The organism is Desulfovibrio sp. JC010 (assembly GCF_010470675.1).
Lineage (GTDB): Bacteria > Desulfobacterota > Desulfovibrionia > Desulfovibrionales > Desulfovibrionaceae > Maridesulfovibrio.
On sequence record NZ_VOIQ01000011.1, the window covers coordinates 169,732 to 192,182 of the forward strand.

Sequence of the window (22,451 nt, forward strand, 5' to 3'; positions counted from 1 at the left end):
CGGGGTTGATGAATATAAGATGGTTATTGATTGTTGTGGTGCTGGTTTCAGGATGCACATCTATTAAGGTTGTTAACGAGCCTGTTCCTGAAATTCTGCAAGCTGATAAAGTCTGCATAATAGTTCATGATGATACACGTGAAGTATTTAAAACCACCCTCAAAGAGTGGTTGAGAGAGCAGGGAATCACACCTGATGTTTATCCGCAGGAAACTTCCGTAGATGTATGCGAATGGACGCTTGAGTATGAAGGACGCTGGTCTTGGGTTGTCGCTCTGTATTTGGCAGATGCCAAGATCACCGCTTATCACGATGGGGCTGAAGCAGGACGGGCCTGGCTGGAGATCGGAAAATGGGACGGGCATAAATGGGAAGGCGGGAAACAACGAATTCGCAAATTAATGGACATGCTTTCCGGTAAGGTTGATCATTATGAGTTGCCTGTGCTGGTGAAGGATGAGAAGGCGTAAGTCCGGACTGAGATGAAATCCCAACCGCCCCTTTGTTTCAATGGGCGGTTTTTTATTGTCTGAAAAGCGTGATGCAGACGCCCGATTGTGTTACCCTTTAAGCAGGGTCAAATAATCTTCAGCAGGGGAGTGCGTATGGCAGTCAGTTGGGGAGTCAGGATCAGGGTATTTATTCTTTTTATTCTGGGGGCGGGGTTCTTTTTTACGGGAGCTTTGCTGTTGCTGGCCGGATTCATGGAGCCGGACATAAAAGCCGATGACACGCTGGCCATGTTTGTCATGGGTGGAGGCTTAAGTTTTATCGGACTGGTAATCTGGTTTGCCATGCGTAAGGTGTATCGTCTGGGCAAGCGCAGGGCCGCATATATCCGCTCTCAGGAAGACGAGGGCATGATGATGGGAATGGGGATGGCCCATATGCATAATATGGCTGCCATGCACGGCATGGACGACGATAATCAAATGGATTCAACAGATGCTGATACTGATTTTGATTCCGGCGGTGATTTCGACAGTGGCGGTGATTTTGATATAGGGGATTAGCCGGATTTGCGGAGAAGTTTTATATAGGCGTGTGCGGTTAATCCGTACACGCTTTTAAATTGGCGGTTAAAGTGCGAGAGATCGTAGAATCCGCATTCAAGCATTACATCGTAAAGCTCTTTGCCTTCATCCAGATATTTTTTAGCCTGTTCAATCCTGCGTCCCAGAAAGAACTGGTAGGGCGAAAGTCCTTTAATTGCCTTGAACTGGCGGATGAAGTGAAATTTGGACATCTGCACTTCCTTGCAGATTTCATCCAGTTTGAGCGGAGCTTCAAAATTATCGTGCATTATTTCAATGGCCCGGCTGATTGCTTTGAAATTTTTGGGCGTGCGCAGCTCATCATTTATGTTTGCTGAGCTGTTGACAACACTCATGATCAGTTCACTGACCAGCAGTTCTCCGTGTCCGGCTTCTATGGAACGGGTCAGGCGGACGATATTTTCAGCCAGTTTGCGGTCATAGATAATGGGGGATGAGAATTTGAGTACATCCTTTTGGCCGGAAACTTCCTCAAACAGCTGACGGGGGATGTAGGACATAACGTATTCCAGCCCGCTTTTGTCGCCGGAGCAGCCGTCATGCAGTTGTTCCGGATGGAAAAGCATAACTCCGCCGGGACCGGACTGGAGCATTTCTCCTTCCAGCCAGTATTTCTGAATCCCGGTCAGGGTGACCCCGATGGCGTACTCCTCGTGCGAATGCTTGCGGTATTCGAATTTATCGAATTTTGCCGAAAGTACGGTCAGGTCGTTATGTCTGGTGTAGTTGAATTCACGCATAGTTAAATAAAATTTAGCATGGTCCGGTTGGTCCCGATAGTATAAAATTGCTCATAAAAGCAGGTGTAGTTTAACGCAGGCATCCTCCTTCACTGCAACGGGACAGTTCTTCAAGGTCATTGATTTTTATCTCATTGCCTTCGACATTAATAAGACCTCCGGCAGCCATCTTCTTCATGGTTCTTGAAAGGGCTTCCGGGGTGATGCCGATGATTTTGGAAAGCTCCCGGTAGGAAATATCCATTTCCACCAGCCCGTTTTTCTCGCGGGTCAGGAAATATGCCGCCAGCCGGGAGGGCACCTGCTTAAGCGAAAGTGAATCAATCATTTCCATGGCATCTTTCAGTCGCCGGGACATGACCCGCATCATATGCATTAAAATAGTAGGGTCTTCCTGAACAAGTTTTTCATATTCTGCGGGTTTGATGTAGAGCACCCGGCTGTCTTCCAGCGCGCTCATATTGGCCGGGAGTACTCCGTCCGAAAATACGGAGCAGAGACAGAAAGGTTCACCGGGACCGAAAACAAAGATGGTCTGTTCTTTGCCGTCATCGGAAATTTTAAAGAGTTTTACCTTGCCGGAAAGCAGGATGTGCAGACCTTTTGAGGAGTTGTCTTCGCTGAAGAAGACCGCTTTTCTGGGGATTTCATTTACTGCGCCGTGCCGGGAGATGCGTTCCAGCTGTTCTTCCTGCAGTTTGGCGAAGATGGGGAACTCACTGATTTCTTGTTGTAAATTCATTTCAATATTCTTTGTTTGGCTAAAAAGAGTCTTGTTGATCAGGATCAATGCTCTGATTTTGTGTTTTGATTAAGTTTTATCTCAAGAGGACAGGGTAGGGCAATAAATGAAATTAAAAGCATTGGAGAATGATATGTGGACTATTTTGCAGAAAATCACAAAGAATTTGATTGTGGCCATTCCGGTGATGATGGTGGCCGGGTTTGTATACGGACTTTATGCTGATCCCGCATGGCTGAAATCCATGATTGTGCCGTTCACCTTCCTGATGGTTTATCCCATGATGGTTACTCTGAAGTTAAAGAAGGTTTTTGAGGGCGGTGACACCAAGGCCCAACTGCTGGCTCAGTTGATAAATTTCGGGATCGTTCCTTTTGTGGCCTATGGTTTCGGTTTGTATTTTTTCAGCGATAAACCTTACATGGCTCTCGGATTGTTGCTGGCCGGTCTTGTTCCCACCAGCGGGATGACCATTTCATGGACCGGGTTTGCCAAGGGAAATATGTCCGCAGCGGTAAAAATGACCGTAGTGGGGCTGGTTGCCGGATCGTTGCTGACCCCGTTTTTTGTGAAAATGCTGCTTGGAGCGTCCATTGAAATCAATTTAATGGCCGTGTTCAAACAGATTGTTTTTATTGTTTTTCTGCCCATGGCCCTTGGCTTTCTGACTCAGCTGATTTTGGTCGGTAAATACGGACAGGCAGAATTTCAGAAATCCATCGGCCCTAAATTCCCGCCCATGTCTACACTAGGGGTGCTGGGGATCGTATTTGTCGCGCTGGCACTCAAGGCTCAATCGATTGCTTCCGCTCCTGAAGTTCTGCTGAGTATTCTGGTTCCCTTGCTGATTCTCTATGTTTTCAATTTTACTTTGAGCACCCTGATCGGCAAAACTTTTCTGGGGCGTGGGGATGCCATCGCGCTGGTTTACGGATCAGTTATGCGTAATCTGTCCATTGCGCTGGCTATCGCTATAAATGCTTTCGGGACTCAAGGCTCTGATGCTGCGCTGGTCATCGCCATGGCCTACATCGTTCAGGTGCAATCAGCGGCATGGTATGTCAAGTTTACCGACCGGATTTTCGGGGAGAACAAGCCCGCAGGATTCGTATGTTCCGGTTGATAAAGATTAAATGGGTGCCGTGTCTGCACCTGTGAAGTCAAATAACCTCGTCTGAATCAGGCGGGGTTAATTTTTTTGAAAATATTGTTGACATTGAGAATCGATTTCAATAAATTCAAATTAACGAAGAGGGAAACAGAGTTTTTAAGTCAAAATTAAATATATTTCAGGAGAATAGTATGTGCAAACTCGGTAAAGCATGGGATTTGAACAGGGAAGGTATGCAGGCTTGCAATAAGGGCGAATTTGGAAAAGCGGAAAACAATCTCAGGGCTGCTATTGAAATGTCTCAGTGCAAGTCCAAGAAAATTCACCGGGCAACCCTGCATAACAATCTTGCGGTAGTCCTGCAGATGGCCGGGAAAGTGGAGGAAGCTGTTTATGCCTATGATCTTGCCATAGGTTTTCTCAATGCGGGCCACAAAGGGCAGGCGGCTCTGATTGAGCGCATAGCTTCCAAGCGAGACGAGCTGAAGTTGAAACTTGCGGCATAAAGTTTTTTGATAATACGCATCTCCTCCTTGCTTATGGGCGGAACTCCGGTCGGGGTTCCGCCTTATTTATATAATGAAGGAAAACCCGCTTCATTTTAATTTTAGCACCTAAAACAGGGGAATTATCCATTATTTGTGATTGAACTCCTTTCTGGGGGTTGACTTTGTGTGGAAACTGCCTAAATAATCCCAGTTCTTTTGTTGGAATAATGTGAAAGACTTCACTTAGACCGACGGAAAGCCAAAGTACACAACTGCCGGAGCGGTTTGCTTACGGCGGATATATTTTCCAGGAGGATGCCAAGATGGATTTTAATATTGAAGAAGTATCAGTGGTGGAAAGAGAAATTAAAGTTTCCGTACCCGCTGAAGAAGTCGGTGCTGCACTGGACGCAACCGTTGCTCTGTACAAAGTTCAGACCCCGGTTAAAGGTTTCAGAAAGGGTAAAGTTCCCGCTTCTGTTATCCAGTCCAAGTACAAAAAACAGATCATTAACGAAGCAACCACTGACCTGATTAACTACCAGATCAACGAAATCCTCAATGGCGAGTCCTTCGTACCTGTTTCCAAGATTGATGTTGATGCCAAAGAACTCGTTCGCGGTGAAGACTTCAACTACGTAATCAAGTTCGAAATCGTTCCTGAATTCGATACTCCCGGCTACCTCGGTCTTTCTATTGAAGAAGAGCGTGCTGAAGTTTCCGAAGATGAACTCAAGGACGTTGAAAACAGACTTCTGCAGTCCATGGCCAAGATTGCTCCCATCGAGGACGATCGCCCGGCCAAAGACGGTGAACTCGCTTCCGTAACTTTCTCCGCTGAAATGGACGGTGAACCCATTCCCGGCGTGCAGGCTGACAACTTTGACCTGCCCATCGGTGAAGGCCACTCCCTTGAAGAGTTCGAAGATTACGTCAAGACCCTGAAATCCGGTGAGTCCGGTGAAACCGAGATCACTTTCCCTGAAGATTTCATCAACACTGATCTCGCAGGCAAGACCGCTACCATGAAGGTGACTGTTCACGCTATTAAAGAACGCAAAATGCCTGAACTGACTGACGACATCGTCAAGCAGGCAGGCGGCTTTGAGTCTGTTGAAAAAATGCGTGAAATCGTTAAGCAGTCCTACACTGCCAACCGCAAGCAGCTTAACAAATCTGCTGCCCAGACCAAGCTGATCAGCGGTATCGTTAAAGAACTCGACTTCCCGCTGCCTCCTTCCCTCATGGAAGACCGTCTGGGACGCATGGTTGCTGATGTTATCGGTCGCGCAGAACGTTCCGGCAGAAGCTTTGAGTCTCTTGGTAAAACCATGGAAGAGCTTCGTGAAGAACAGCGTCCCGTGGCTGAAGAGTCCGTACGTACTGAAATCTTCCTGCTCAACGTAGCAAAGCGTGAAGAGCTGGAAGTCCAGCCTCAGGAAGTTGAAGGTGCTCTCTACCAGATCGCCCAGCAGACCCAGCAGGATCTCAGCTCCGTTAAGTCCTACTACGAAGAGAACAACCTTATCGTTCCTCTCAAGGACCGTCTGCTTGCTGATAAAGCGGCTGAGTTCATCTACGAAAACGCCGACGTTACTGAAATCGATCCCGTTAAGAAGGACGAAGAGTAATCTCGACCGTTTAATGCACATGTTCGGCGGCGTGGTTGCTCTGACCGCGCCGCCTTTTTTGCTTTTGCAGGAAAGGGTTGTTTATAATTCTATATGCGGTTAACAGTGTGTATTGTTGAACCCGCCGGATTTGTACTTGTACTCACGCCTTCAAATGTTTAGGATGATTTTCAAGTGATTATCCGTTCCGCAGCGGACGGGTTTATTTTTCAGTCAGTTTTTAGTTTTCATTAATATTTCTAAATATTCCCCGGAGATATAGATGTCTGGAACCATACCTATTGTTGTTGAAACAACCGGGCGTACAGAACGCGCTTACGATATTTATTCCCGCCTTCTCAAAGATAGAATCATCCTGCTCAGCGGTGAAGTTAATGATCACGTAGCCAGTGTGATCTGCGCACAGCTGCTTTTTCTGGAGTCTGAAGATCCTGAAAAAGAAATTTATATGTACATCAACTCCCCCGGCGGTGTGGTAACTGCCGGAATGGCCATTTACGATACAATGCAGTACATCTCAGCTCCGGTTGCCACCCTGTGTATGGGACAGGCTGCCAGCATGGGTGCTTTCCTGCTCAGCGCAGGTGAAAAAGGGCAGCGTTACTCCCTGCCTCACAGCCGTATTCTCATTCACCAGCCTCTGGGCGGTGCACAGGGACAGGCCACTGACATTGATATTCAGGCCCGCGAAATTTTAAGACTTAGAAAATCCCTCAACTCTATCATGGCCGAAAATACCGGCAGAACAGTGGAAGAGATTGAGAAAGATACTGATCGCGATAACTTCATGTCCGCTGCTGAAGCTGTTGAATACGGCCTCATCGATAAGGTGCTGGAGAATCGCGGAAATATTGAATCCAAGGAAGGTTAATTCCTGATGAGTAATGAAAACAACGGTTCAGGACAGGACCTTCATTGCTCCTTTTGTTCCAAGTCTCAGGACGAGGTGCAGCGGCTGATCGCCGGACCTGATGTCTACATCTGCGACGAATGCGTCCAGCTTTGTAATGACATCATGGCCCAGGAAGCGGTCGGTGAGGAGTTTGATGCAGGTAAGCTCTTGTCCCCACAGGAAATTAAAGAACTGCTTGATGAATATGTCATCGGTCAGGAACATCCCAAAAAGATTCTGGCTGTTGCTGTTCACAATCACTACAAGCGTGTCTTTTACACCCAGTCCAGCGGTGCTGATGATGTTGAAATCGATAAGAGCAACATCCTGCTGATCGGTCCTACCGGGTCCGGTAAAACCCTGCTGGCCCAGACTCTGGCCCGGGTTCTTAAAGTTCCTTTTGCCATTGCGGATGCCACCACTCTGACCGAAGCCGGTTACGTGGGCGAGGATGTGGAAAACATTCTCGTGCAGCTTCTGCAGAACGCTGATTATGACATTGACGCAGCTTCCCGCGGAATCATCTACATTGATGAGATCGACAAGATTTCCCGCAAGGGCGACAGTCCTTCCATCACCCGTGATGTTTCCGGTGAAGGTGTGCAGCAGGCCCTGCTGAAGATCATTGAGGGTACCGAAGCAAACATTCCTCCCAAAGGCGGACGCAAGCACCCGCAGCAGGAATTTATCAGGCTCGATACCTCCAATATTCTATTCATCCTCGGCGGTGCATTTATCGGTCTGGATACCATTGTGCAGCAGCGCATGTCCGGCTCAGGCATCGGTTTCGGTGCCAATGTGGAGAGCAAGACAGATAAGGGCATCAGCGAGATGTTTGCCAAGGCGGAGCCGGCGGATCTGGTCAAATTCGGTCTTATACCCGAATTTGTAGGCCGTATTCCGGTTCAGACCGCGCTTTCCGAGCTGACTGAAGAAGATCTCGTACGTATCCTTCAGGAGCCCAAGAACGCGTTGGTTAAGCAGTACAAGAAGATGTTCGACCTCGACGGTGTGCGTCTGACTTTCACCGCCAATGCCATGAAAGCTATTGCAGCCAAGGCTGTGGAACGCAAGACTGGTGCCCGTGGCCTGCGTAATGTTCTGGAATCCATCATGCTTGATATCATGTACAAACTTCCTTCCATGAGCGGAGTTAAGGAGTGCGTGGTTAATAAGAGTGTGGTTGAGAATGGAATGGAACCCATTTTGTTCTTCCATAATGAGGTCAAAAGCGCATAGTCTTTTGCCATTTGTGAATTATCGAAGCCTCCGGTCCGCTGTGGATCGGGGGTTTTTTTCTTTTTATAAGGGGTGGCGGCAAATATAATTAGAGGGATGCTTTTTTATTTTAGGGGATTGGCAATAATTGATTAATGAAGTATTAACTGAATTCACCTAGAAATATTCAGCTTTAAATTGGCCTGTATATGAAGAAAATTATTGTATTTACGCTTGTTGCCATATGCTTTTTGATCTCTTTTGTCCCTGCGGGAATGGCAACAGAACGCAAGGTCTTGCTTGTCAGTTCTTATCACCCCGGATTTCCCACTTTTTTTAAGCAAATTAACGGCCTAAAGTCGGTGCTTGATTCGGCTGGAGTACATCTTGATGTAGAGTTCATGGATTCTAAGCGGTTCATGAATAAAAAAAATCTTACGGCTTTTAAAAATCTGCTTAAGTTGAAGTTGGACGGGCTGGATAGGTATGAGGTCGTCGTTACTTCAGATGATAATGCCTTGAATTTTGCCCTTGAAAACAAACAAGAACTTTTTTCCGGAATACCGGTTGTTTTTTGCGGTGTAAATAATCAGGCCAAGGCCAGATCGTTGAACGATAATGACGAGTTTACCGGGGTCATTGAGTCTGTTTCCATGCAGGAAACCATTGACTCCATTATTGATCTATTTCCCAAGACTACTGTTGTGTATTCAATTGTGGACTCCACGCCGGGCGGGAAGGGCGATTTAAAGTTTTTAGGCAGTTTGGAGTCTGAGTTTTCCGATCTGGAATTTGATGTTCTTTCTCTTGAAAAAATGAGCTGGGCTGAACTGGGGGAGTCTTTGGCGGCTTTACCTGACGATAGTGCTGTTCTGCTGCTCTCCGCCTACCGGGATAAGTTTGGTTTTTCCAAATCCTTTGAAGATGCTCTTCAGGGTATCCTTAAAAGATGCAAACGACCTGTATTTCATCTTTATGAGCACGGCCTCGGAGCCGGTCTGGTAGGAGGGAAGGTCATTTCCCACTACGAGCAGGGTGCAATTGCAGCGCGTCTTGCCCTTGATATCATGAACGGAAAAGCGGTGCGTGATATTTCTGTTGTTGAAGGAGTTGATGCCAATAAATTTGTTTTCGACCGCAACGCTCTGAACCACTTTAAGGTTCGTGATTCGTATTTACCCGTGGATTGTGTGGTTATTAATGATAATGATTCCATGTTGGGGAATCACAAGATTGAAATTGTGGTGGCTTTTTTCGTAATTTTTGTTCTTCTTATTTTTTCAATCGCCTTATCTACAGCTTATATTAAATTGCGTAAGACTCAGGAGCTTGTCCGTGAAAGCCGGGAGAGATTTGAGCTGGCCATGGCTGCAAATAAGGACGGGGTCTGGGATTGGAATATTGCGACAGATGAAGTTTATTACAGCCCCGGCTATAAGGCCATGCTCGGATATGGCGATGATGAATTTCCTGAGCATGTTGATACATGGACTGACCTTATTCATGTTGAAGACCGGGAGCACGCATACAGCCAGAACAAAAAATGTATTGATAATGAATTAGAAAATTTTGAAGTTGAATTCCGCATGCAGAACAGAGACGGAAGCTGGCTCTGGATTCTGGGACGCGGTAATGCCGTGGAAAGGGATGAGAACGGTCAGGCTCTGCGGATGATCGGTACTCATACCGATATTACCGAGCTGAAAAGTTCTCTTGAGGAGATCCGGCACCTGCGCAATCAGCTGAAGAGTATTATTGATTCCATGCCGTTTGTTCTTGTGGGGCTTAATGGGGAAGGGCGGGTTACCCGCTGGAATAGGAAAGCCTCGGAAGTTGCCGGAATTGCAGATGAGCAGGCCATTGGCAAACAGGTTGAAGAGGTTTTCCCGAGGCTTTCACCTTATATGGAGCAGGTCGGTGAAGTTCTGCAGAGTCGTGAAGTGTGGAAGGATCCCCGGATTGCGCACAAGCAGAACGGAAATGTTTCATACGATGACATCCGCATTTATCCCATGCTTGCAGGGGAGCAGCATGGGGTTGTGGTCCAGATAGAAGATGTTACGGAGCGTGTCAGGCTGGAAGATATGCTGGTCCAGAATGAAAAAATGCTTTCTGTTGGTGGACTGGCGGCAGGCATGGCTCATGAGATCAACAACCCGTTGGGAGCGATCTCTCAGGGGGCACAGAATGTCAGAAGACGAACTCTAGGCAATTTAAAAGAAAATTACCGGGTTGCAGAGAGCAGGAATATCAATATTGATGACCTGCACGGTTATCTTGAAGACAGGGATATTCCACGGATTCTGGACAGCATCACTGCCGCGGTTACGCGTGCGGGAAATATTGTCAGCAATATGCTCAGCTTCAGCCGTAAAAACAAAGATAATTTTACTGATTATGACCTTTCAGCCCTGCTTGAGAAGACTATTGATCTTGCCGGAAACGAATATGATCTTTCCACCAAGTATGATTTTAAAAAGATCGATATTGTACGTGAATATGCCGCTGATCTTTCCAAGGTTTTTTGCGAGGGCAGTGAAATACAGCAGGTTTTCCTGAATCTGCTGAAGAACGGTTCTCAGTCTATGATCCACAAGGATTATGCAGACGAGAGGCCCCGGTTTATACTACGCACCTATTCGAATGATGATTATGTTTCAGTCGAAATTGAAGATAACGGAAAGGGCATAGATAAAGAAATTCAGAAGCGTATTTTTGAGCCGTTTTTTACCACCAAACGAGTAGGAGACGGGACCGGACTGGGGCTGGCGATTTCGTATTTTATCATAACCGATCTGCATAAAGGAAAAATGGAAGTCTATTCTTCGCCGGGAAATTGGACAAAGTTTGTTATTTCTTTGCCTGTAGAGAGAAGTGGTTCAGCCTGATTTTTTGCGTATAATGCAATTAATAAGCGTTTCCGGTTTGACAAAACAGATGCAGGTATTATTTCATCTTTCTATGGGGTTATCATTTAATTTAATGATGACCGCACTTTTTAAAAATTAATCGTCGTGTTATTAATTTAACTGACATTTCAACATAACTTTTTTACCTGATTTGGTGACTGAGCCTGTGAACGGACGGAGTGTTTGTTCTCTTTTGGTTTAAAGATGTTTCCGGGTTAAAAGCAGGAGGATAAATGTCGTCCACAACATTTGAAGGTGGCAATCCATCCACTGAACAGAATATTCTGCCAATGATGTCCCTGCGGGAAGTTGTCATGTTCCCGCGTTCCATAGTGCCGCTCTTCGTCGGCCGAGAATCTTCCATCAAAGCGATTGAAGAGGCCATTTCCGATTACGATAAAAAGATTTTTCTCGTCACTCAGGAATTTCCCGAAAAAGAAAAGCCCGAACCGGAAGACCTTTTCCGGGTGGGTACTGTCAGCAAAATCCTGCAGATGCTCAGGCTCCCTGACGGCACTATCAAGGTGTTGTTTGAGGGCATGTACCGTGCGTGCTGGAATCCTGAATCAGATGATGTTGTTTTCGGTGAGAATTTCCCGCTGGTAACTCTCGACCGGGTGGATGACCTGCCTGCTGAAGAACACACCACTGAAGCATTGGTGCGTTCCGTTCACGAAGCTCTTGAAAAATTCGGCAAGGTGAACAAGAAGATCGCCCCGGAGACCATTCTGGCTGTTTCCACCATTCGTGAGGCCGGTAAACTGGCCGATTCAATCATGCCCCATCTTAAGGTGGAATTTCTTAAGAAGCAGTCGATTCTTGAAATGGTTGATCCCATTGAAAGGCTGGAAGCGGTTTATGAGCTTCTGCTTGGTGAAATTGAAATCGTGTCTATTGAAAAGCGGGTTAAGAACCGTGTCAAAGGACAGATGGAAAAGAACCAGCGTGAATATTATCTCAATGAGCAGCTCAAGGCCATTAACAAGGAAATGGGTCGCGAGGATGATCCTCAGGCTGAAGCCCATGAACTTGAAGAGCAGCTCAATGAAAAGAACATGGAAGAAGAATCCCGCGAACGTGTACGCAAGGAGATCAAGAAGCTGCGCCAGATGGCTCCTTCCTCCGCTGAATACACCGTTGTCCGCAACTATGTGGACTGGGTTATGGAGCTTCCATGGAATAAATACAAAAAGACCAAGCTTGATATAGCTGAAGCCCGCAAAATTCTGGATGAAGATCATTATGGACTTGAAAAGCCCAAGGAGCGTATCCTTGAGTACATGGCTGTGCAGGCTCTGGTTGATACCATTAAAGGCCCCATTCTCTGTTTTGCCGGCCCTCCCGGCGTAGGTAAAACCTCCATCGCCCGCTCCATTGCCCGGGCCATGGGGCGTGAATTCGTGCGCCTTTCTCTGGGCGGCGTTCGTGATGAGGCTGAAATCAGAGGGCACAGGCGTACTTACGTTGGCGCACTTCCCGGTAAGATTATCCAGTCTATGAGGCGTTGCGAATACAGCAACCCGGTCATCTGTCTTGATGAGGTGGATAAGATGAGCACCGACTTCAGGGGTGATCCTTCTGCGGCTCTCCTTGAAGTACTTGATCCGGAGCAGAACGGTACCTTCAATGATCATTATCTTGATCTTGATTACGATCTTTCCAAGGTCTTTTTCATTACCACTGCAAATGATCTGCATTCCATTCCGCTGCCCCTGCAGGACAGAATGGAGATTATCAAGCTGCCCGGCTACCTTGAAACTGAAAAGATGCATATTGCCAAGGATTTTCTGCTGCCCAAGCAGGTTGGTGAACATGGCCTCAAGGACGGCAATCTCGCCATTTCCGATAACGCCATGACCGACATTATCCGCACCTACACCCGCGAAGCCGGGGTTCGTAACCTTGAGCGCGAATTGGCTAAGGTCTGTAGAAAGACCGCTATGCAGATCGTGGAATCAGGTGACAAGGAAAAGAATGTACACGTGACTACTGCAAACCTGAGTAAGATTCTCGGTGTGCATAAATTCCGCTTCGGTGCCAGTGAAGATAAATCACTTGTGGGTGTTGCCACCGGACTTGCCTATACTCAGGTGGGCGGGGAAATGCTCATGGTGGAAGTTGTGCTCATGCCAGGTAAGGGCAAGGTGGTTATTACCGGCAAGCTCGGTGATGTCATGCAGGAGTCCGCACAGGCCGCACTCTCGTACATCCGTTCCCGTTCCGATCTGTTCGGGTTGAAAGCGGATTTTCATGAGAAGATCGATATCCATGTGCATGTGCCTGAAGGTGCCACTCCCAAGGACGGACCTTCTGCCGGGATCACTCTGTGTACCGCAATCGCTTCCGCCTTCCTGAATGTCCCGGTGCGCCATGATCTGGCCATGACCGGGGAAATCACCCTGCGCGGGCGGGTTCTGCCTATCGGCGGACTTCGTGAAAAGCTGCTGGCCGCACACAGGGGGCTTTCCAAGACTGTGCTTATTCCCATCGACAACAAGAAGGACCTCAAGGATGTGCCCGATGCAATCCTTAAGGATCTTGAAATTATCCCGGTGGAAAGCATGGACGAAGTTCTCAGCTGTGCTTTGGACAACCTTACTGCAGAAGAGTTGTTCCGCGGCCGTGACAGCGCCACTCCTATTGCGCTTAACCTGATCAAGGAAGAATATCAGGCTCAGCCGCATTAAGCAGGCAAGTAAATTAGAAATACTAAAAGGATGTCCCGTTTCGGGGCATCCTTTTTTATTTGTATGATTATTGAACAGCCCGGTTACATACCGGAGCGGGTTTGTGTTATGGTTAAGTATGGGGAGTCGTTATCGAATATATGAGGAGCAGATATTTGCGCACAGGATACGGCAGGGGCTGACGTTTCTTTTCGTCGTTCTTTTTATATTGATGATTTATATCTGTTCCGATGCTTCAGGGCATAATGATCTTAATAAAATCCTGCATGAGTCCATAGCTGAGTTAAATATTCCCGGAGCGGTGATGGTTGTAGAGACACCGGAGGGCATGGTCTGGACATACAAGGCCGGGGTCCGCAGGGTCGGCAGTCATAAACCCATGAACCATAATTTGAAGTTTCGCATTGGCAGCATTACCAAAACGTATGTTTCTTCACTTACCCTTATGCTTGTTCAGGAAGGAAAGATCGGACTCGATAGCGAAGTACATAAGATATTACCGGAGGTGTTTCCAGAAGACAGCCGGATTACAATTCGTCACTTGCTTCAGATGAGGAGCAATCTGGGGAATTTTACCGAGGATAAAGAATTCTTGAAGCTGTTTCGGGAAAGACCGTGGATGCACTGGAGCCCTGAGCATTTATTGAAATTCGGTATTTGGGGGCTGCATGATTCCGGTAGGAAGTTTGAATATAATAATTCCAATTATGTCTTGTTGGGGCTGGTTATTCAGAAAGTGACCGGGGATAGTTTTGAAAATTAGGTTTTTGAACGGATTTTGAAGCCCTTGAAATTGAAGAATACTTCCTTTCCGGTAAAGAGTGCCCATATTTCCGAGCCTTATGCCAGAGGGCATGATTTTAATCCCCAGACCGGAAAGATTAAGGATTTGAGTTTGAAGATTAATCCTTCATGGGCATGGTGTTCCGGAAACGGCGTTTCTACCGCTGCGGATGTTCTGGTTTGGATCAAAGCGTATTTAAACGGATTCGGGATTTCTGATGAATTGCTTAAGGAGCAGATGGAGTTCCTTCCGGTTACATATGACGGTATTTCGTACGGTCTCGGTGTGATGAATAAACGCAGCGCAGTGGGGCACAATGGCAATTTTGCCGGGATTTATACCGCTGTAGCCTACAGGTACAAGGGATACTTAATAGTTATCCTGACCAACGGTCAGAATAGCGGGGGTGGGCGTAAGGCAACGGCGGAATCCGTCTTCTGGCGGATTATTGCGAAATCTGCCCTGTTCAGTAATCATTAAAAGCTGAAGCTGAATCCCAGACCTAGCCCCATGGTTTGGGATGGATCATCGCGGCCTTCAAGGTTGTTTCGATAGTTGTCTTCAAGTCCGAAGACAAGGTTTGTAGAAATATTTTCACTTATGTCCAGCCCGTTTAAAATGTCGCTGAAAGACATTTCTTTTTCTGCGGCAACAATTGTGTGTTTTTCGTTTTTTTTATCTGCCTTGTAGCCGAAATCTCCGGCATGCGCATTTGTTACCCCAAAAAATAACAGTGCGGTAGTTATGACGATTGATTTCCACATTTTCCACCTTCCCGTTTATGTGCGGAAATTTTATCCCCTCGTTGTATGAATTTACAAGATACGGGCCATTTTTATCTAGTTTCAATAATTCAGGTGGATGTTTAAAGATCAAATCATATGTTTTTGCAGTAGCTGGGAAAAATAATCGATTATTCAAAACTGATTGACACATAAATCCACAAAAGCTAGCAGTGTTACATATTTGAGATTCATAAAACCAATTGAGAATGAAATGCGAGGTTGTTAGTTGTGAGTGTGGATAAAATTAGAATTGTGGCTAAGTTGAGTGGGGCGTTTATCTTGAGCGCGATTGCTGTCTTGGTTCTGAGCACCCAAAGTATGGCCGGAACCAAAAGAGTTACGGACATGCGCGGCAAGATGGTTGAAATTCCTGATTCCCCGCAGCGGGTAGTGACACTTGATGATGGATTCAGTGCCGGAGTTATGACGGTTCTTGGGGTACAGGATCGTATTGTCGCTCTTGGTTCGCATTGTCCTGTCAAGATTTTCAAATATTTTTATCCCACGGTTTCCGGTGAAGAATACACCTATATGAACGGCACCAACCCGGTCAGCTTTTTAAATCCGTGGCTGCGTGAAATTCCTTATATGTCCACCTATGGGAAGACCATAAATTTTGAAGAATTGGCTAAACTACAGCCGGATTTGGTCTTTCTGCGGGTCGGTTCCTGTTATGCCAAGTCTTCCAAGAGCAAAAGTGAAGCTCTTAAACGGCATATTCAGATGATCGAAGCACTCGGAATTCCGCTGGTAGTGCTAAATGGTCCCCCGGCATTCTGTTCTCCCGATATTAAAAATATCAGTGATGAAATCCGGGTTGTGGGTGAAGTTTTCGGTAAAGAGAAAAAAGCGCAAGAGCTGGCCGAGTATCTGGAAAGTATAGTGAAGATGGTTCGCAAACGGACTGCGGCGGTATCTGAAGAGCAGAGGCCGAGTGTACTGCTGTTCGGACTCAGTCCCAAAGCACGTGGTGAAGGCGGGGCCGGTACCACTCACGGCAAAGACACCATTGAATCATATTTTCTGGAGAACATAGTCAAAGCCCGGAATGCCTATACCGGCGGTGGAAGCTTTTCTGTGGTGAATACTGAACAGGTCTTCTCCATGGACCCTGATGTTATCGTTCTGCCCACGGCGTGGGGCTACCATCCTCCCAAAGAGCTTTACACCGCTCCATACTACACCCGGCTTTCGGGGTTGAAGGCTGTGAAAAACCGCAGGGTAGTGGCTTTGCCGTGGACACCCTGCAATTGCGCCAAACGCATTGAGTACCCTATTGAAATAATGATCATGGCAAAAGCCTGCCATCCTGATTTGTTCAAGGATATAAAGATCAGCGAATGGGTGCTGGAATTTTATAAAAATGTTTATGGAGTGGATGAGTCCACAGCCAAAGGGCTGCGTTCCACGCAGTGGCTGGACTGGACCGTGGAAGAAGGCTGGTAAGCCGTTATGACAGGCTCGTATTCAGCAGTTGCAGACAGCGGGGAGGTTGCTCCCCCTGTCTGCGACTTCAAAGAAGGGCGCAAAGGTGCCATTGTCGGCGGGTTGTTTATCTGTCTGCTGCTGGCAATTGCCGGTTCAGCTGTGGTTGGCCCATTCGGTTTGAATATCAGTGATGTGCTGAATGTTCTGGCAGCCCATCTTCTGCCCGGCAGTGATGTTTCATCAGTAAGCAAGCTGCATAATACCGTGGTCTGGGATATCCGCATGCCACGTATTTTATTGGCTGCCGGGGTAGGGGCGGCCCTTGCTGTTTCCGGTGGAGTTTTTCAGGGGTGTTTTAAAAATCCATTGGTTGAGCCGTATATCCTGGGGGCATCTTCCGGGGCTGCGTTCGGGGCTGCACTGGCAATTGTTCTGCCGACATTTTTATTTTCCCTGCAACTTTCCGCATTCATCTTTTCGCTGGTGGCTGTTTTCGGGGCTTACGGCTTGGCCCGTGTGCGCGGAGAGACGCCCATTGTGACTTTGATTCTGGCCGGGGTGATAGTCGGGGCATTGTTTTCGGCCATGCTTTCGATCATCAAATATCTTGCCGCTGATGCAGCCCTGCGCGAAATCGTATTCTGGCTCATGGGCGGTTTTTATTATGCGGTATGGAAGGATGTAGAGCTGGTGCTGCCGTTGGTTCTGGGTATAAGTTTTTTGCTGCTTACCATGAGCTGGAAGCTGAACATCATTTCCATGGGTGATGAAGAAGCCCGAACATTGGGTATTAATCCCGAATTTTATAAGTCAGTATTCATTCTGCTGGCCACCCTGATGACTGCGCTTTCTGTTTCCGTGGTCGGGATTATCGCCTGGGTCGGTCTGATGATGCCCCATGCTGCACGGATGATTATCGGCCCGGATCACCGATTCATGCTTCCTGCGGCTGCGATCATGGGCAGTATGTATCTGGTCCTGTGTGATACTCTGGCCCGTAACCTGACTACATCGGAAATTCCGGTGGGAATAATCGCTTCAATACTTGGAGCACCATATCTTATTTACCTGTTGCGGAGTAAAGGCAAATCCGCTTTCGGAGGATGACCATGCTGAAAGTTGATAACCTGTCTTTTGAATACAGCAACGGCTTCAGGGTGCTTGAGGACATCAGTTTCAGTGTGTCAAAGGGTGAAATCTGCGGGCTGTTCGGCCCCAACGGATGCGGAAAGACCACTCTTTTCAAATGCTGTCTCAGGTTTTTAAAAAACAGCTCCGGTAATATTTATATGAATGGTCGTGATGTTGCCGGTGAGTCCATACGTTCCATGGCCAAGATGGTCTCGTATGTGCCGCAGGAGCATAAACCGCCGTTTCCATACCTGGTCAAGGATGTGGTGCTCATGGGCCGCACTCCCCATATTTCCGGTTTTTTCGGTGTATCGGATTTTCATAAACGCAAGGCGCATGAAGCCATGGAATTAATCGAGGTAAGTGATCTTGCTGACGAACCGTATAACCGGCTAAGCGGCGGTCAGCGTCAGTTGGTGCTTATTGCGCGGGCAGTGGCGCAGGAAACTCCGCTGCTGTTTCTCGATGAACCTACATCTGCTTTGGATTTCAGCAACCAGTTAAAAGTGTTGAATATACTCAGGCAGATTGCCGACAGCGGAACAACTATAGTTGCCTGTACCCATGACCCTAACCATGTGCTATGGTTTTGCGACAGTGTTGTGGTGCTCGGCAAGCAGCGGTTTGTGACCAAAGGCAACCCCTCTGAAATCTTTTGCGACAGCATACTTGATGAGATTTATGAGGATGTTTGCAGGGTGCGTGAAGTAGAATCCACCAGAATGGTTTTGCCTCGGCATGTTTGCTCTTCATAAGAGAATGTTATTAATTAAGTTTTCAAATTCGAAATCTTTTTCTTTCGTTTTTGGTTAAATTTGTCGGTCAAAAGATCAATTGTTTTCAATTTAGGCTAAATTGTTCTTTTTTATGCGATAAGGATTATTGTATTTTTATAATAATTTCATTTTGGTTTAATCCAAAAAATAAGCGCAATTCTAGAATGTTACAATTGTGTTACGATGTGTTCTCGTTATTCTCTCTCAAAACCCCCATTGACATAGTTTCCAATCGTTCTAAGGTGAACTAAATTTTTGCGAAAAGCAGGAATTCATGTTTATTGCCAAGGTTTTTGGAAGGTCTCCGTTTGGAGCGGGAGGATATAATCAAATGCGGGTTGATCCTCCCTCAATCATACCATTAACTGAACGTAATGTTGGATTGCGAACATTTTATGCAAGTACGGTTTGGAGTGATGCCGTAAATGCATAAAATAAGCATCAAGGCTTCATGTCGGGGGTGTGTTCCGGCATGCGCATAACTTAAAACGGAAGGAATGTGATTATGTTAAAAAGGATTGTTCGTCCGGTGGTGTTGGCGATCTGTCTGGCAATGGTTGCGGCTACTGCTTTTGCTGCTCCCAAGTATGTATTTTATTTCATCGGTGACGGTCTTGGCCCCACCCAGCGTATGGCTGCCGAGCTGTACAACAAACAGGAAAAGAATGACGCTGAAGCCAAGCTGGTTATGAATACTTTTCCCAATGCCGCGCTTGTTACTACCTATTCTGATAACACTCTGATTACTGACTCCGCAGCAGGTGGAACTGCGCTGGCTTGCGGTTACAAGACTACCAACGGTTACCTCGGCAAGTTGCCCGACGGAACTGACGTTAAGTCCATTGCCGAAGCTGCTCAGGAAAAAGGGTACGCCGTAGGTATCGTTACCTCCACCCGTCTGACCCACGCTACTCCGGCTTCTTTCTCCGCTCATAACCCCGACCGTAACGCTGCTAACGCCATTGCTGTTGATCAGTCTGATTCCGGCTTTGATTTCTTTGCTGGCGGCGGCTACCGTCATTTCGTGGCCAAAGACAACGCACAGGGCCTCAAGTCCAAGCGTAAGGACGACAAAGATGTTGTAAAGATGTTTGCAGATCAGGGCTACAAAACTTTCGTAGGTGATTCCACCCGCGATGCTTTCCGTGCTTACAAGCCTAAGAAAGGCGAAAAAGTTTTCGCAGCTTTGACCTACAGCCATCTTCCTTACGAAGTTGAGCGTCGCAACAGCAAACTCACCGAAAACAAGCTGCCTTCTCTCGTTGAGCTGACTGAGAAAGCTATCCAGACTCTGGACGCTCAGCAGAAGCCTTTCTTTCTGATGGTCGAAGGCGGACGTATTGACCACGCAGCACACGCCCATGATCCGGCTTCCACCATTCTGGACACCATTGCCATGGACGAAGCTGTTGCTGCTGCTTATGAATTCTACAAAAAACACCCTGAAGAAACCCTGATCGTTACCGCTGCCGACCACGAAACCGGCGGTGTCGGCCTTGGTATCTCCATGGACTCCAAAGGTTACTTTCTGAACCTCAAATGTCTGGAAAAAGTCCGTGTTTCCGCTGAAGATAATCTGAATAAATACTACAACAAGCTGGCTAAGAAAGAGTCTGACCTGAAAAAACGTCACGCTGCTTTCATCGCCTATGTTGAAAAACAGTGGGGTCTGACCGACCGCACTGCATCTGAAGACAAGATTCTCGCCAAGGCCATGGATGCTCAGGACAAAAACCAGAGCCTGCCCAAGGGTGAAAAAGAACTCTACGGTTATTCCTACACCCCGACCATGGTTGCTGTAACCGATCTTCTTTCCCAGAGAGCGCGTGTTTCCTGGACTTCATTTGTGCATACCGGAACTTTTATTCCCGCAACTTCCATCGGTGTGGGTGCTGAAAGATTCACCGGGTTCATCGATAACACCGATATCCCCAACCGTATGGCTGAAGTTATGGAAGTTAAGCTTTCCGGCATCAAGCATGTCGATTCAAAGGCTCTGCTGGGTGATACCTTCGGTCCTCAGACAAAATACTCCAAGATTCCCTACAACAAATAGTTGTTACGGCTAATTGGTTTAGACTATGATTTAAAGGTCCCTGCACAAGCAGGGGCCTTTTCCTATATTGAGGGGTAGCCATGAAAAGGTTTGCATCACCGCTGTTTTTTATCCTGATGATCGCTGGGATTATCGGTCTGCTGCAATATGAGAATTCCGGTACGGACACCAAGGCGGGGCTGTATGAGTTGCGGGCGACCGTTACCGCAGTAAATAACGAAGCTCTGGTGGAAATGGGTACCGCCCGTATCGGAGGGCAGCACGTTACCGCTATTTTACAGGAAGGGGAGGCTAAAGGGCTGAGCGTGACCGGGGTTAACCAGTTGAGCGGACAGCCGGAAATGGATGAGTTGTTCCATCCCGGCGATACCATTCTCATGGCGGTGCGCATCATAGACGGCAAGCCCGTGGAAGCCCGCGCTGTTAACCAGTACCGTCAGGGCTGGGAGCTTGCCCTGTTCGGCTTGTTCATAATTCTCCTGCTGATCTATGCCCGTTCCATCGGACTGAAGGCTTTATTCAGCTTCATCACCAGTTTTTATATTATCTGGAAATTTTTTATTCCGGGCTTGCTCAGCGGTGGAAACCCCATCCTGCTGACCGTGATCACTCTTACCTTGCTCACTGTGGTTATCATTACCTGTGTGGCCGGATTTTCGAGGGTGACAGTTGTCGCTACAATGGGGACTCTCTGCGGTTTGCTGCTGGCTTTGACCCTAACCCTTTTCTTCGGGGAAAAACTCAAGCTGGCGGGTATGACCGCGCCTTTTGCCACCATGCTTGTTTTTTCCGGGCACTATACACTTGACCTGCTCGATATTTTTTATGCTTCAGTCATTCTCGGTGCGTCCGGTGCAGCCATGGATATTGCTATGGACGTTGCCGCTTCCATGAACGAAGTTCTGGACAAGAAGCCGGACATCACACGCAATGAACTGATTGCTTCCGGTTTCAATGTAGGTCGCATGGTTACAGGAACCATGACTACAACATTGCTGCTGGCATATTCCGGGGGCTATCTGACCATGTTAATGGTTTTTGTAACCAAGGAAACATCGTTTACCCGCATGCTTAATTTCAAGCTGGTGGCAGCTGAGATTTTCCGCACACTGGTCGGTAGTGTCGGGCTGGTTCTGGTTGCGCCGATTACGGCGATTCTGGCGGGGTTTATTCTATGCGGAGTTGAAAAAGCTAAGGACAGGGCGCGCGACAACTAGCTTAAATAATGCTGTAAATTCTTTTTTTCACGTTTTTCACGGGGATATGTTTTGACTTGTAGCCTGCTGAGCTGTTTACTGGTTGAAGATGATTAAATTTTGGAGAACCGTATGAGAAAATTTGCTGTAGTTGCTACTATGTTTTTGATTAGTGTCATATGCGCGCCTCAGGTTTTTGCCGGCAATGTCGATCCTTCCGGACAAGCTTTGAAAAACTATGTTGACAGTTATCTTCAAAACGCAATGCCTAATGATGTTCAGGCTGCAAAGATTAAAGCTATGGGCGGTGCGGGCTCTTCCGGAGTTTACGAATGGCTGTGCCAGTTGGAGGTGCAGAATGCCTTATCTGTGGGATATGACATCTGGGAAAGCAGATATAATGCGGATAGTTATTATCAGTCAAAATTTCCTAAAAATAGTTTTGTTCAGGCTAATATCTTTAATTATTGTCGTAAATATTCGAATAGGTGTAATCACTGGACATGGAATAAAGATTGTTTAAAAAACTCGCTCGGTAACTGATCTCAAGCTTTCAAAGAATCTAAAAGGCCCGCAATATCATGAGATATTGCGGGCCTTTTTAAGTGGTACAATTTTTAAAGCTATATGCGAAGCTTATTAAAAGTTTTTGGGATTCTTAAACCCTTTTTTCAAAAAGGGTTTAAGCCGCCGGAGCAACGGTGGCAAAAGTCAAGCTACGCAGGCTGCTCAGACCAATATTGGTCGTTAGCAATTAGGGCATTCAAAATGCCAAGTAACTTTCTCATTGATGCGACCATCGCAACTTTATGAGCTTTGCCA

At 47.0% G+C, this 22,451-nt stretch carries 18 protein-coding genes and 2 pseudogenes; 16 read left to right on the forward strand and 4 right to left on the reverse strand.

Annotated elements, in window-relative coordinates; genetic code table 11:
* Positions 1 to 8 precede the first annotated feature (8 nt).
* Together FMR86_RS14015 and FMR86_RS14020 are read left to right on the forward strand one after the other, a co-directional pair.
* Positions 9 to 470 (forward strand): Sbal_3080 family lipoprotein, encoded by a 462-nt coding sequence (locus FMR86_RS14015; RefSeq protein ID WP_163352025.1) that lies wholly within the window; start codon positions 9 to 11, stop codon positions 468 to 470.
* A gap of 135 nt (positions 471 to 605) precedes the next feature.
* Positions 606 to 1,013, forward strand: a complete 408-nt coding sequence (locus FMR86_RS14020) for a hypothetical protein (RefSeq protein ID WP_163352026.1) — start codon at positions 606 to 608, stop codon at positions 1,011 to 1,013.
* Here the strand turns inward: FMR86_RS14020 and FMR86_RS14025 are convergent.
* On the reverse strand, positions 1,010 to 1,795 hold the full coding sequence (locus FMR86_RS14025) for an AraC family transcriptional regulator (protein WP_163352027.1): 786 nt from the start codon (positions 1,793 to 1,795) through the stop codon (positions 1,010 to 1,012). The genes FMR86_RS14020 and FMR86_RS14025 overlap by 4 nt on opposite strands.
* Before the next feature lie 70 nt (positions 1,796 to 1,865).
* Positions 1,866 to 2,537 (reverse strand): Crp/Fnr family transcriptional regulator, encoded by a 672-nt coding sequence (locus FMR86_RS14030; protein ID WP_163352028.1) that lies wholly within the window; start codon positions 2,535 to 2,537, stop codon positions 1,866 to 1,868.
* Between the two features lie 133 nt (positions 2,538 to 2,670).
* Here FMR86_RS14030 and FMR86_RS14035 point away from each other — a divergent pair, with 133 nt between their 5' ends.
* The 8 genes and pseudogenes from FMR86_RS14035 to FMR86_RS14070 all read left to right on the forward strand — a co-directional run bounded on the left by FMR86_RS14035 (position 2,671) and on the right by FMR86_RS14070 (position 14,737).
* Positions 2,671 to 3,660, forward strand: coding sequence for an arsenic resistance protein (locus FMR86_RS14035; protein WP_163352029.1), 990 nt, complete (start codon positions 2,671 to 2,673; stop codon positions 3,658 to 3,660).
* Between the two features lie 179 nt (positions 3,661 to 3,839).
* Positions 3,840 to 4,154, forward strand: coding sequence for a tetratricopeptide repeat protein (locus FMR86_RS14040; protein WP_163352030.1), 315 nt, complete (start codon positions 3,840 to 3,842; stop codon positions 4,152 to 4,154).
* Positions 4,155 to 4,459: 305 nt separating this feature from the next.
* Positions 4,460 to 5,767 (forward strand): trigger factor, encoded by a 1,308-nt coding sequence (tig, locus tag FMR86_RS14045; protein WP_163352031.1) that lies wholly within the window; start codon positions 4,460 to 4,462, stop codon positions 5,765 to 5,767.
* Between the two features lie 262 nt (positions 5,768 to 6,029).
* A complete protein-coding gene (clpP, locus tag FMR86_RS14050; protein WP_163352032.1) occupies positions 6,030 to 6,638 on the forward strand; it encodes an ATP-dependent Clp endopeptidase proteolytic subunit ClpP in 609 nt (202 codons plus the stop codon).
* A gap of 6 nt (positions 6,639 to 6,644) precedes the next feature.
* Positions 6,645 to 7,898: an ATP-dependent Clp protease ATP-binding subunit ClpX gene (clpX, locus tag FMR86_RS14055; protein ID WP_163352033.1), complete on the forward strand. Its 1,254-nt coding sequence runs from the start codon at positions 6,645 to 6,647 to the stop codon at positions 7,896 to 7,898.
* A gap of 398 nt (positions 7,899 to 8,296) precedes the next feature.
* Positions 8,297 to 10,765, forward strand: a complete 2,469-nt coding sequence (locus tag FMR86_RS14060; RefSeq protein ID WP_239057246.1) for a PAS domain-containing protein — start codon at positions 8,297 to 8,299, stop codon at positions 10,763 to 10,765.
* A gap of 254 nt (positions 10,766 to 11,019) precedes the next feature.
* A complete protein-coding gene (gene lon, locus FMR86_RS14065) occupies positions 11,020 to 13,473 on the forward strand; it encodes an endopeptidase La (RefSeq protein ID WP_163352035.1) in 2,454 nt (817 codons plus the stop codon).
* A 211-nt stretch (positions 13,474 to 13,684) separates the two neighbouring features.
* Positions 13,685 to 14,737, forward strand: a pseudogene (locus FMR86_RS14070) (serine hydrolase domain-containing protein).
* Here the strand turns inward: FMR86_RS14070 and FMR86_RS14075 are convergent.
* Positions 14,734 to 15,021 (reverse strand): hypothetical protein, encoded by a 288-nt coding sequence (locus tag FMR86_RS14075; protein ID WP_163352036.1) that lies wholly within the window; start codon positions 15,019 to 15,021, stop codon positions 14,734 to 14,736. The pseudogene FMR86_RS14070 and the gene FMR86_RS14075 overlap by 4 nt on opposite strands.
* 339 nt (positions 15,022 to 15,360) lie before the next feature.
* Here FMR86_RS14075 and FMR86_RS14080 point away from each other — a divergent pair, with 339 nt between their 5' ends.
* The 6 genes from FMR86_RS14080 to FMR86_RS14105 all read left to right on the forward strand — a co-directional run bounded on the left by FMR86_RS14080 (position 15,361) and on the right by FMR86_RS14105 (position 22,172).
* Positions 15,361 to 16,488, forward strand: coding sequence for an ABC transporter substrate-binding protein (locus FMR86_RS14080; RefSeq protein WP_163352037.1), 1,128 nt, complete (start codon positions 15,361 to 15,363; stop codon positions 16,486 to 16,488).
* A 6-nt stretch (positions 16,489 to 16,494) separates the two neighbouring features.
* A complete protein-coding gene (locus FMR86_RS14085) occupies positions 16,495 to 17,577 on the forward strand; it encodes an iron ABC transporter permease (protein WP_163352038.1) in 1,083 nt (360 codons plus the stop codon).
* A 2-nt stretch (positions 17,578 to 17,579) separates the two neighbouring features.
* Complete coding sequence (locus FMR86_RS14090) at positions 17,580 to 18,356, forward strand: ABC transporter ATP-binding protein (protein ID WP_163352039.1); 777 nt, start codon at positions 17,580 to 17,582, stop codon at positions 18,354 to 18,356.
* A gap of 526 nt (positions 18,357 to 18,882) precedes the next feature.
* Positions 18,883 to 20,433 carry an alkaline phosphatase gene (locus FMR86_RS14095; RefSeq protein ID WP_163352040.1) on the forward strand — a complete coding sequence of 517 codons (1,551 nt, stop codon included), beginning with the start codon at positions 18,883 to 18,885 and terminating at the stop codon, positions 20,431 to 20,433.
* Between the two features lie 80 nt (positions 20,434 to 20,513).
* Entirely contained in the window at positions 20,514 to 21,650 is a 1,137-nt protein-coding gene (locus FMR86_RS14100) for a YibE/F family protein (protein WP_163352041.1), read from the forward strand.
* A gap of 111 nt (positions 21,651 to 21,761) precedes the next feature.
* The gene (locus tag FMR86_RS14105; protein ID WP_163352042.1) at positions 21,762 to 22,172 is read left to right on the forward strand and encodes a hypothetical protein; all 411 of its coding nucleotides are present in this window, start codon (positions 21,762 to 21,764) and stop codon (positions 22,170 to 22,172) included.
* 173 nt (positions 22,173 to 22,345) lie between these two features.
* Here FMR86_RS14105 and FMR86_RS20860 read toward each other — a convergent pair.
* Positions 22,346 to 22,451, reverse strand: a pseudogene (locus FMR86_RS20860) (IS110 family transposase); the annotation flags it as partial.

What these genes read in the sequence shown, in the direction of transcription:
- clpX (WP_163352033.1), top strand. Translation starts at nt 6,645, where the DNA reads ATGAGTAATGAAAACAACGGTTCAGGACAGGACCTTCATTGCTCCTTT.
- FMR86_RS14020 (WP_163352026.1), top strand. Translation starts at nt 606, where the DNA reads ATGGCAGTCAGTTGGGGAGTCAGGATCAGGGTATTTATTCTTTTTATT.
- FMR86_RS14030 (WP_163352028.1), bottom strand. Translation starts at nt 2,537, where the DNA reads ATGAATTTACAACAAGAAATCAGTGAGTTCCCCATCTTCGCCAAACTG.
- FMR86_RS14025 (WP_163352027.1), bottom strand. Translation starts at nt 1,795, where the DNA reads ATGCGTGAATTCAACTACACCAGACATAACGACCTGACCGTACTTTCG.
- FMR86_RS14100 (WP_163352041.1), top strand. Translation starts at nt 20,514, where the DNA reads ATGAAAAGGTTTGCATCACCGCTGTTTTTTATCCTGATGATCGCTGGG.
- lon (WP_163352035.1), top strand. Translation starts at nt 11,020, where the DNA reads ATGTCGTCCACAACATTTGAAGGTGGCAATCCATCCACTGAACAGAAT.
- FMR86_RS14085 (WP_163352038.1), top strand. Translation starts at nt 16,495, where the DNA reads ATGACAGGCTCGTATTCAGCAGTTGCAGACAGCGGGGAGGTTGCTCCC.
- FMR86_RS14095 (WP_163352040.1), top strand. Translation starts at nt 18,883, where the DNA reads ATGTTAAAAAGGATTGTTCGTCCGGTGGTGTTGGCGATCTGTCTGGCA.
- tig (WP_163352031.1), top strand. Translation starts at nt 4,460, where the DNA reads ATGGATTTTAATATTGAAGAAGTATCAGTGGTGGAAAGAGAAATTAAA.
- FMR86_RS14035 (WP_163352029.1), top strand. Translation starts at nt 2,671, where the DNA reads ATGTGGACTATTTTGCAGAAAATCACAAAGAATTTGATTGTGGCCATT.
- FMR86_RS14040 (WP_163352030.1), top strand. Translation starts at nt 3,840, where the DNA reads ATGTGCAAACTCGGTAAAGCATGGGATTTGAACAGGGAAGGTATGCAG.
- FMR86_RS14080 (WP_163352037.1), top strand. Translation starts at nt 15,361, where the DNA reads ATGGCCGGAACCAAAAGAGTTACGGACATGCGCGGCAAGATGGTTGAA.
- clpP (WP_163352032.1), top strand. Translation starts at nt 6,030, where the DNA reads ATGTCTGGAACCATACCTATTGTTGTTGAAACAACCGGGCGTACAGAA.
- FMR86_RS14090 (WP_163352039.1), top strand. Translation starts at nt 17,580, where the DNA reads ATGCTGAAAGTTGATAACCTGTCTTTTGAATACAGCAACGGCTTCAGG.
- FMR86_RS14015 (WP_163352025.1), top strand. Translation starts at nt 9, where the DNA reads ATGAATATAAGATGGTTATTGATTGTTGTGGTGCTGGTTTCAGGATGC.
- FMR86_RS14105 (WP_163352042.1), top strand. Translation starts at nt 21,762, where the DNA reads ATGAGAAAATTTGCTGTAGTTGCTACTATGTTTTTGATTAGTGTCATA.
- FMR86_RS14060 (WP_239057246.1), top strand. Translation starts at nt 8,297, where the DNA reads ATGAATAAAAAAAATCTTACGGCTTTTAAAAATCTGCTTAAGTTGAAG.
- FMR86_RS14075 (WP_163352036.1), bottom strand. Translation starts at nt 15,021, where the DNA reads ATGTGGAAATCAATCGTCATAACTACCGCACTGTTATTTTTTGGGGTA.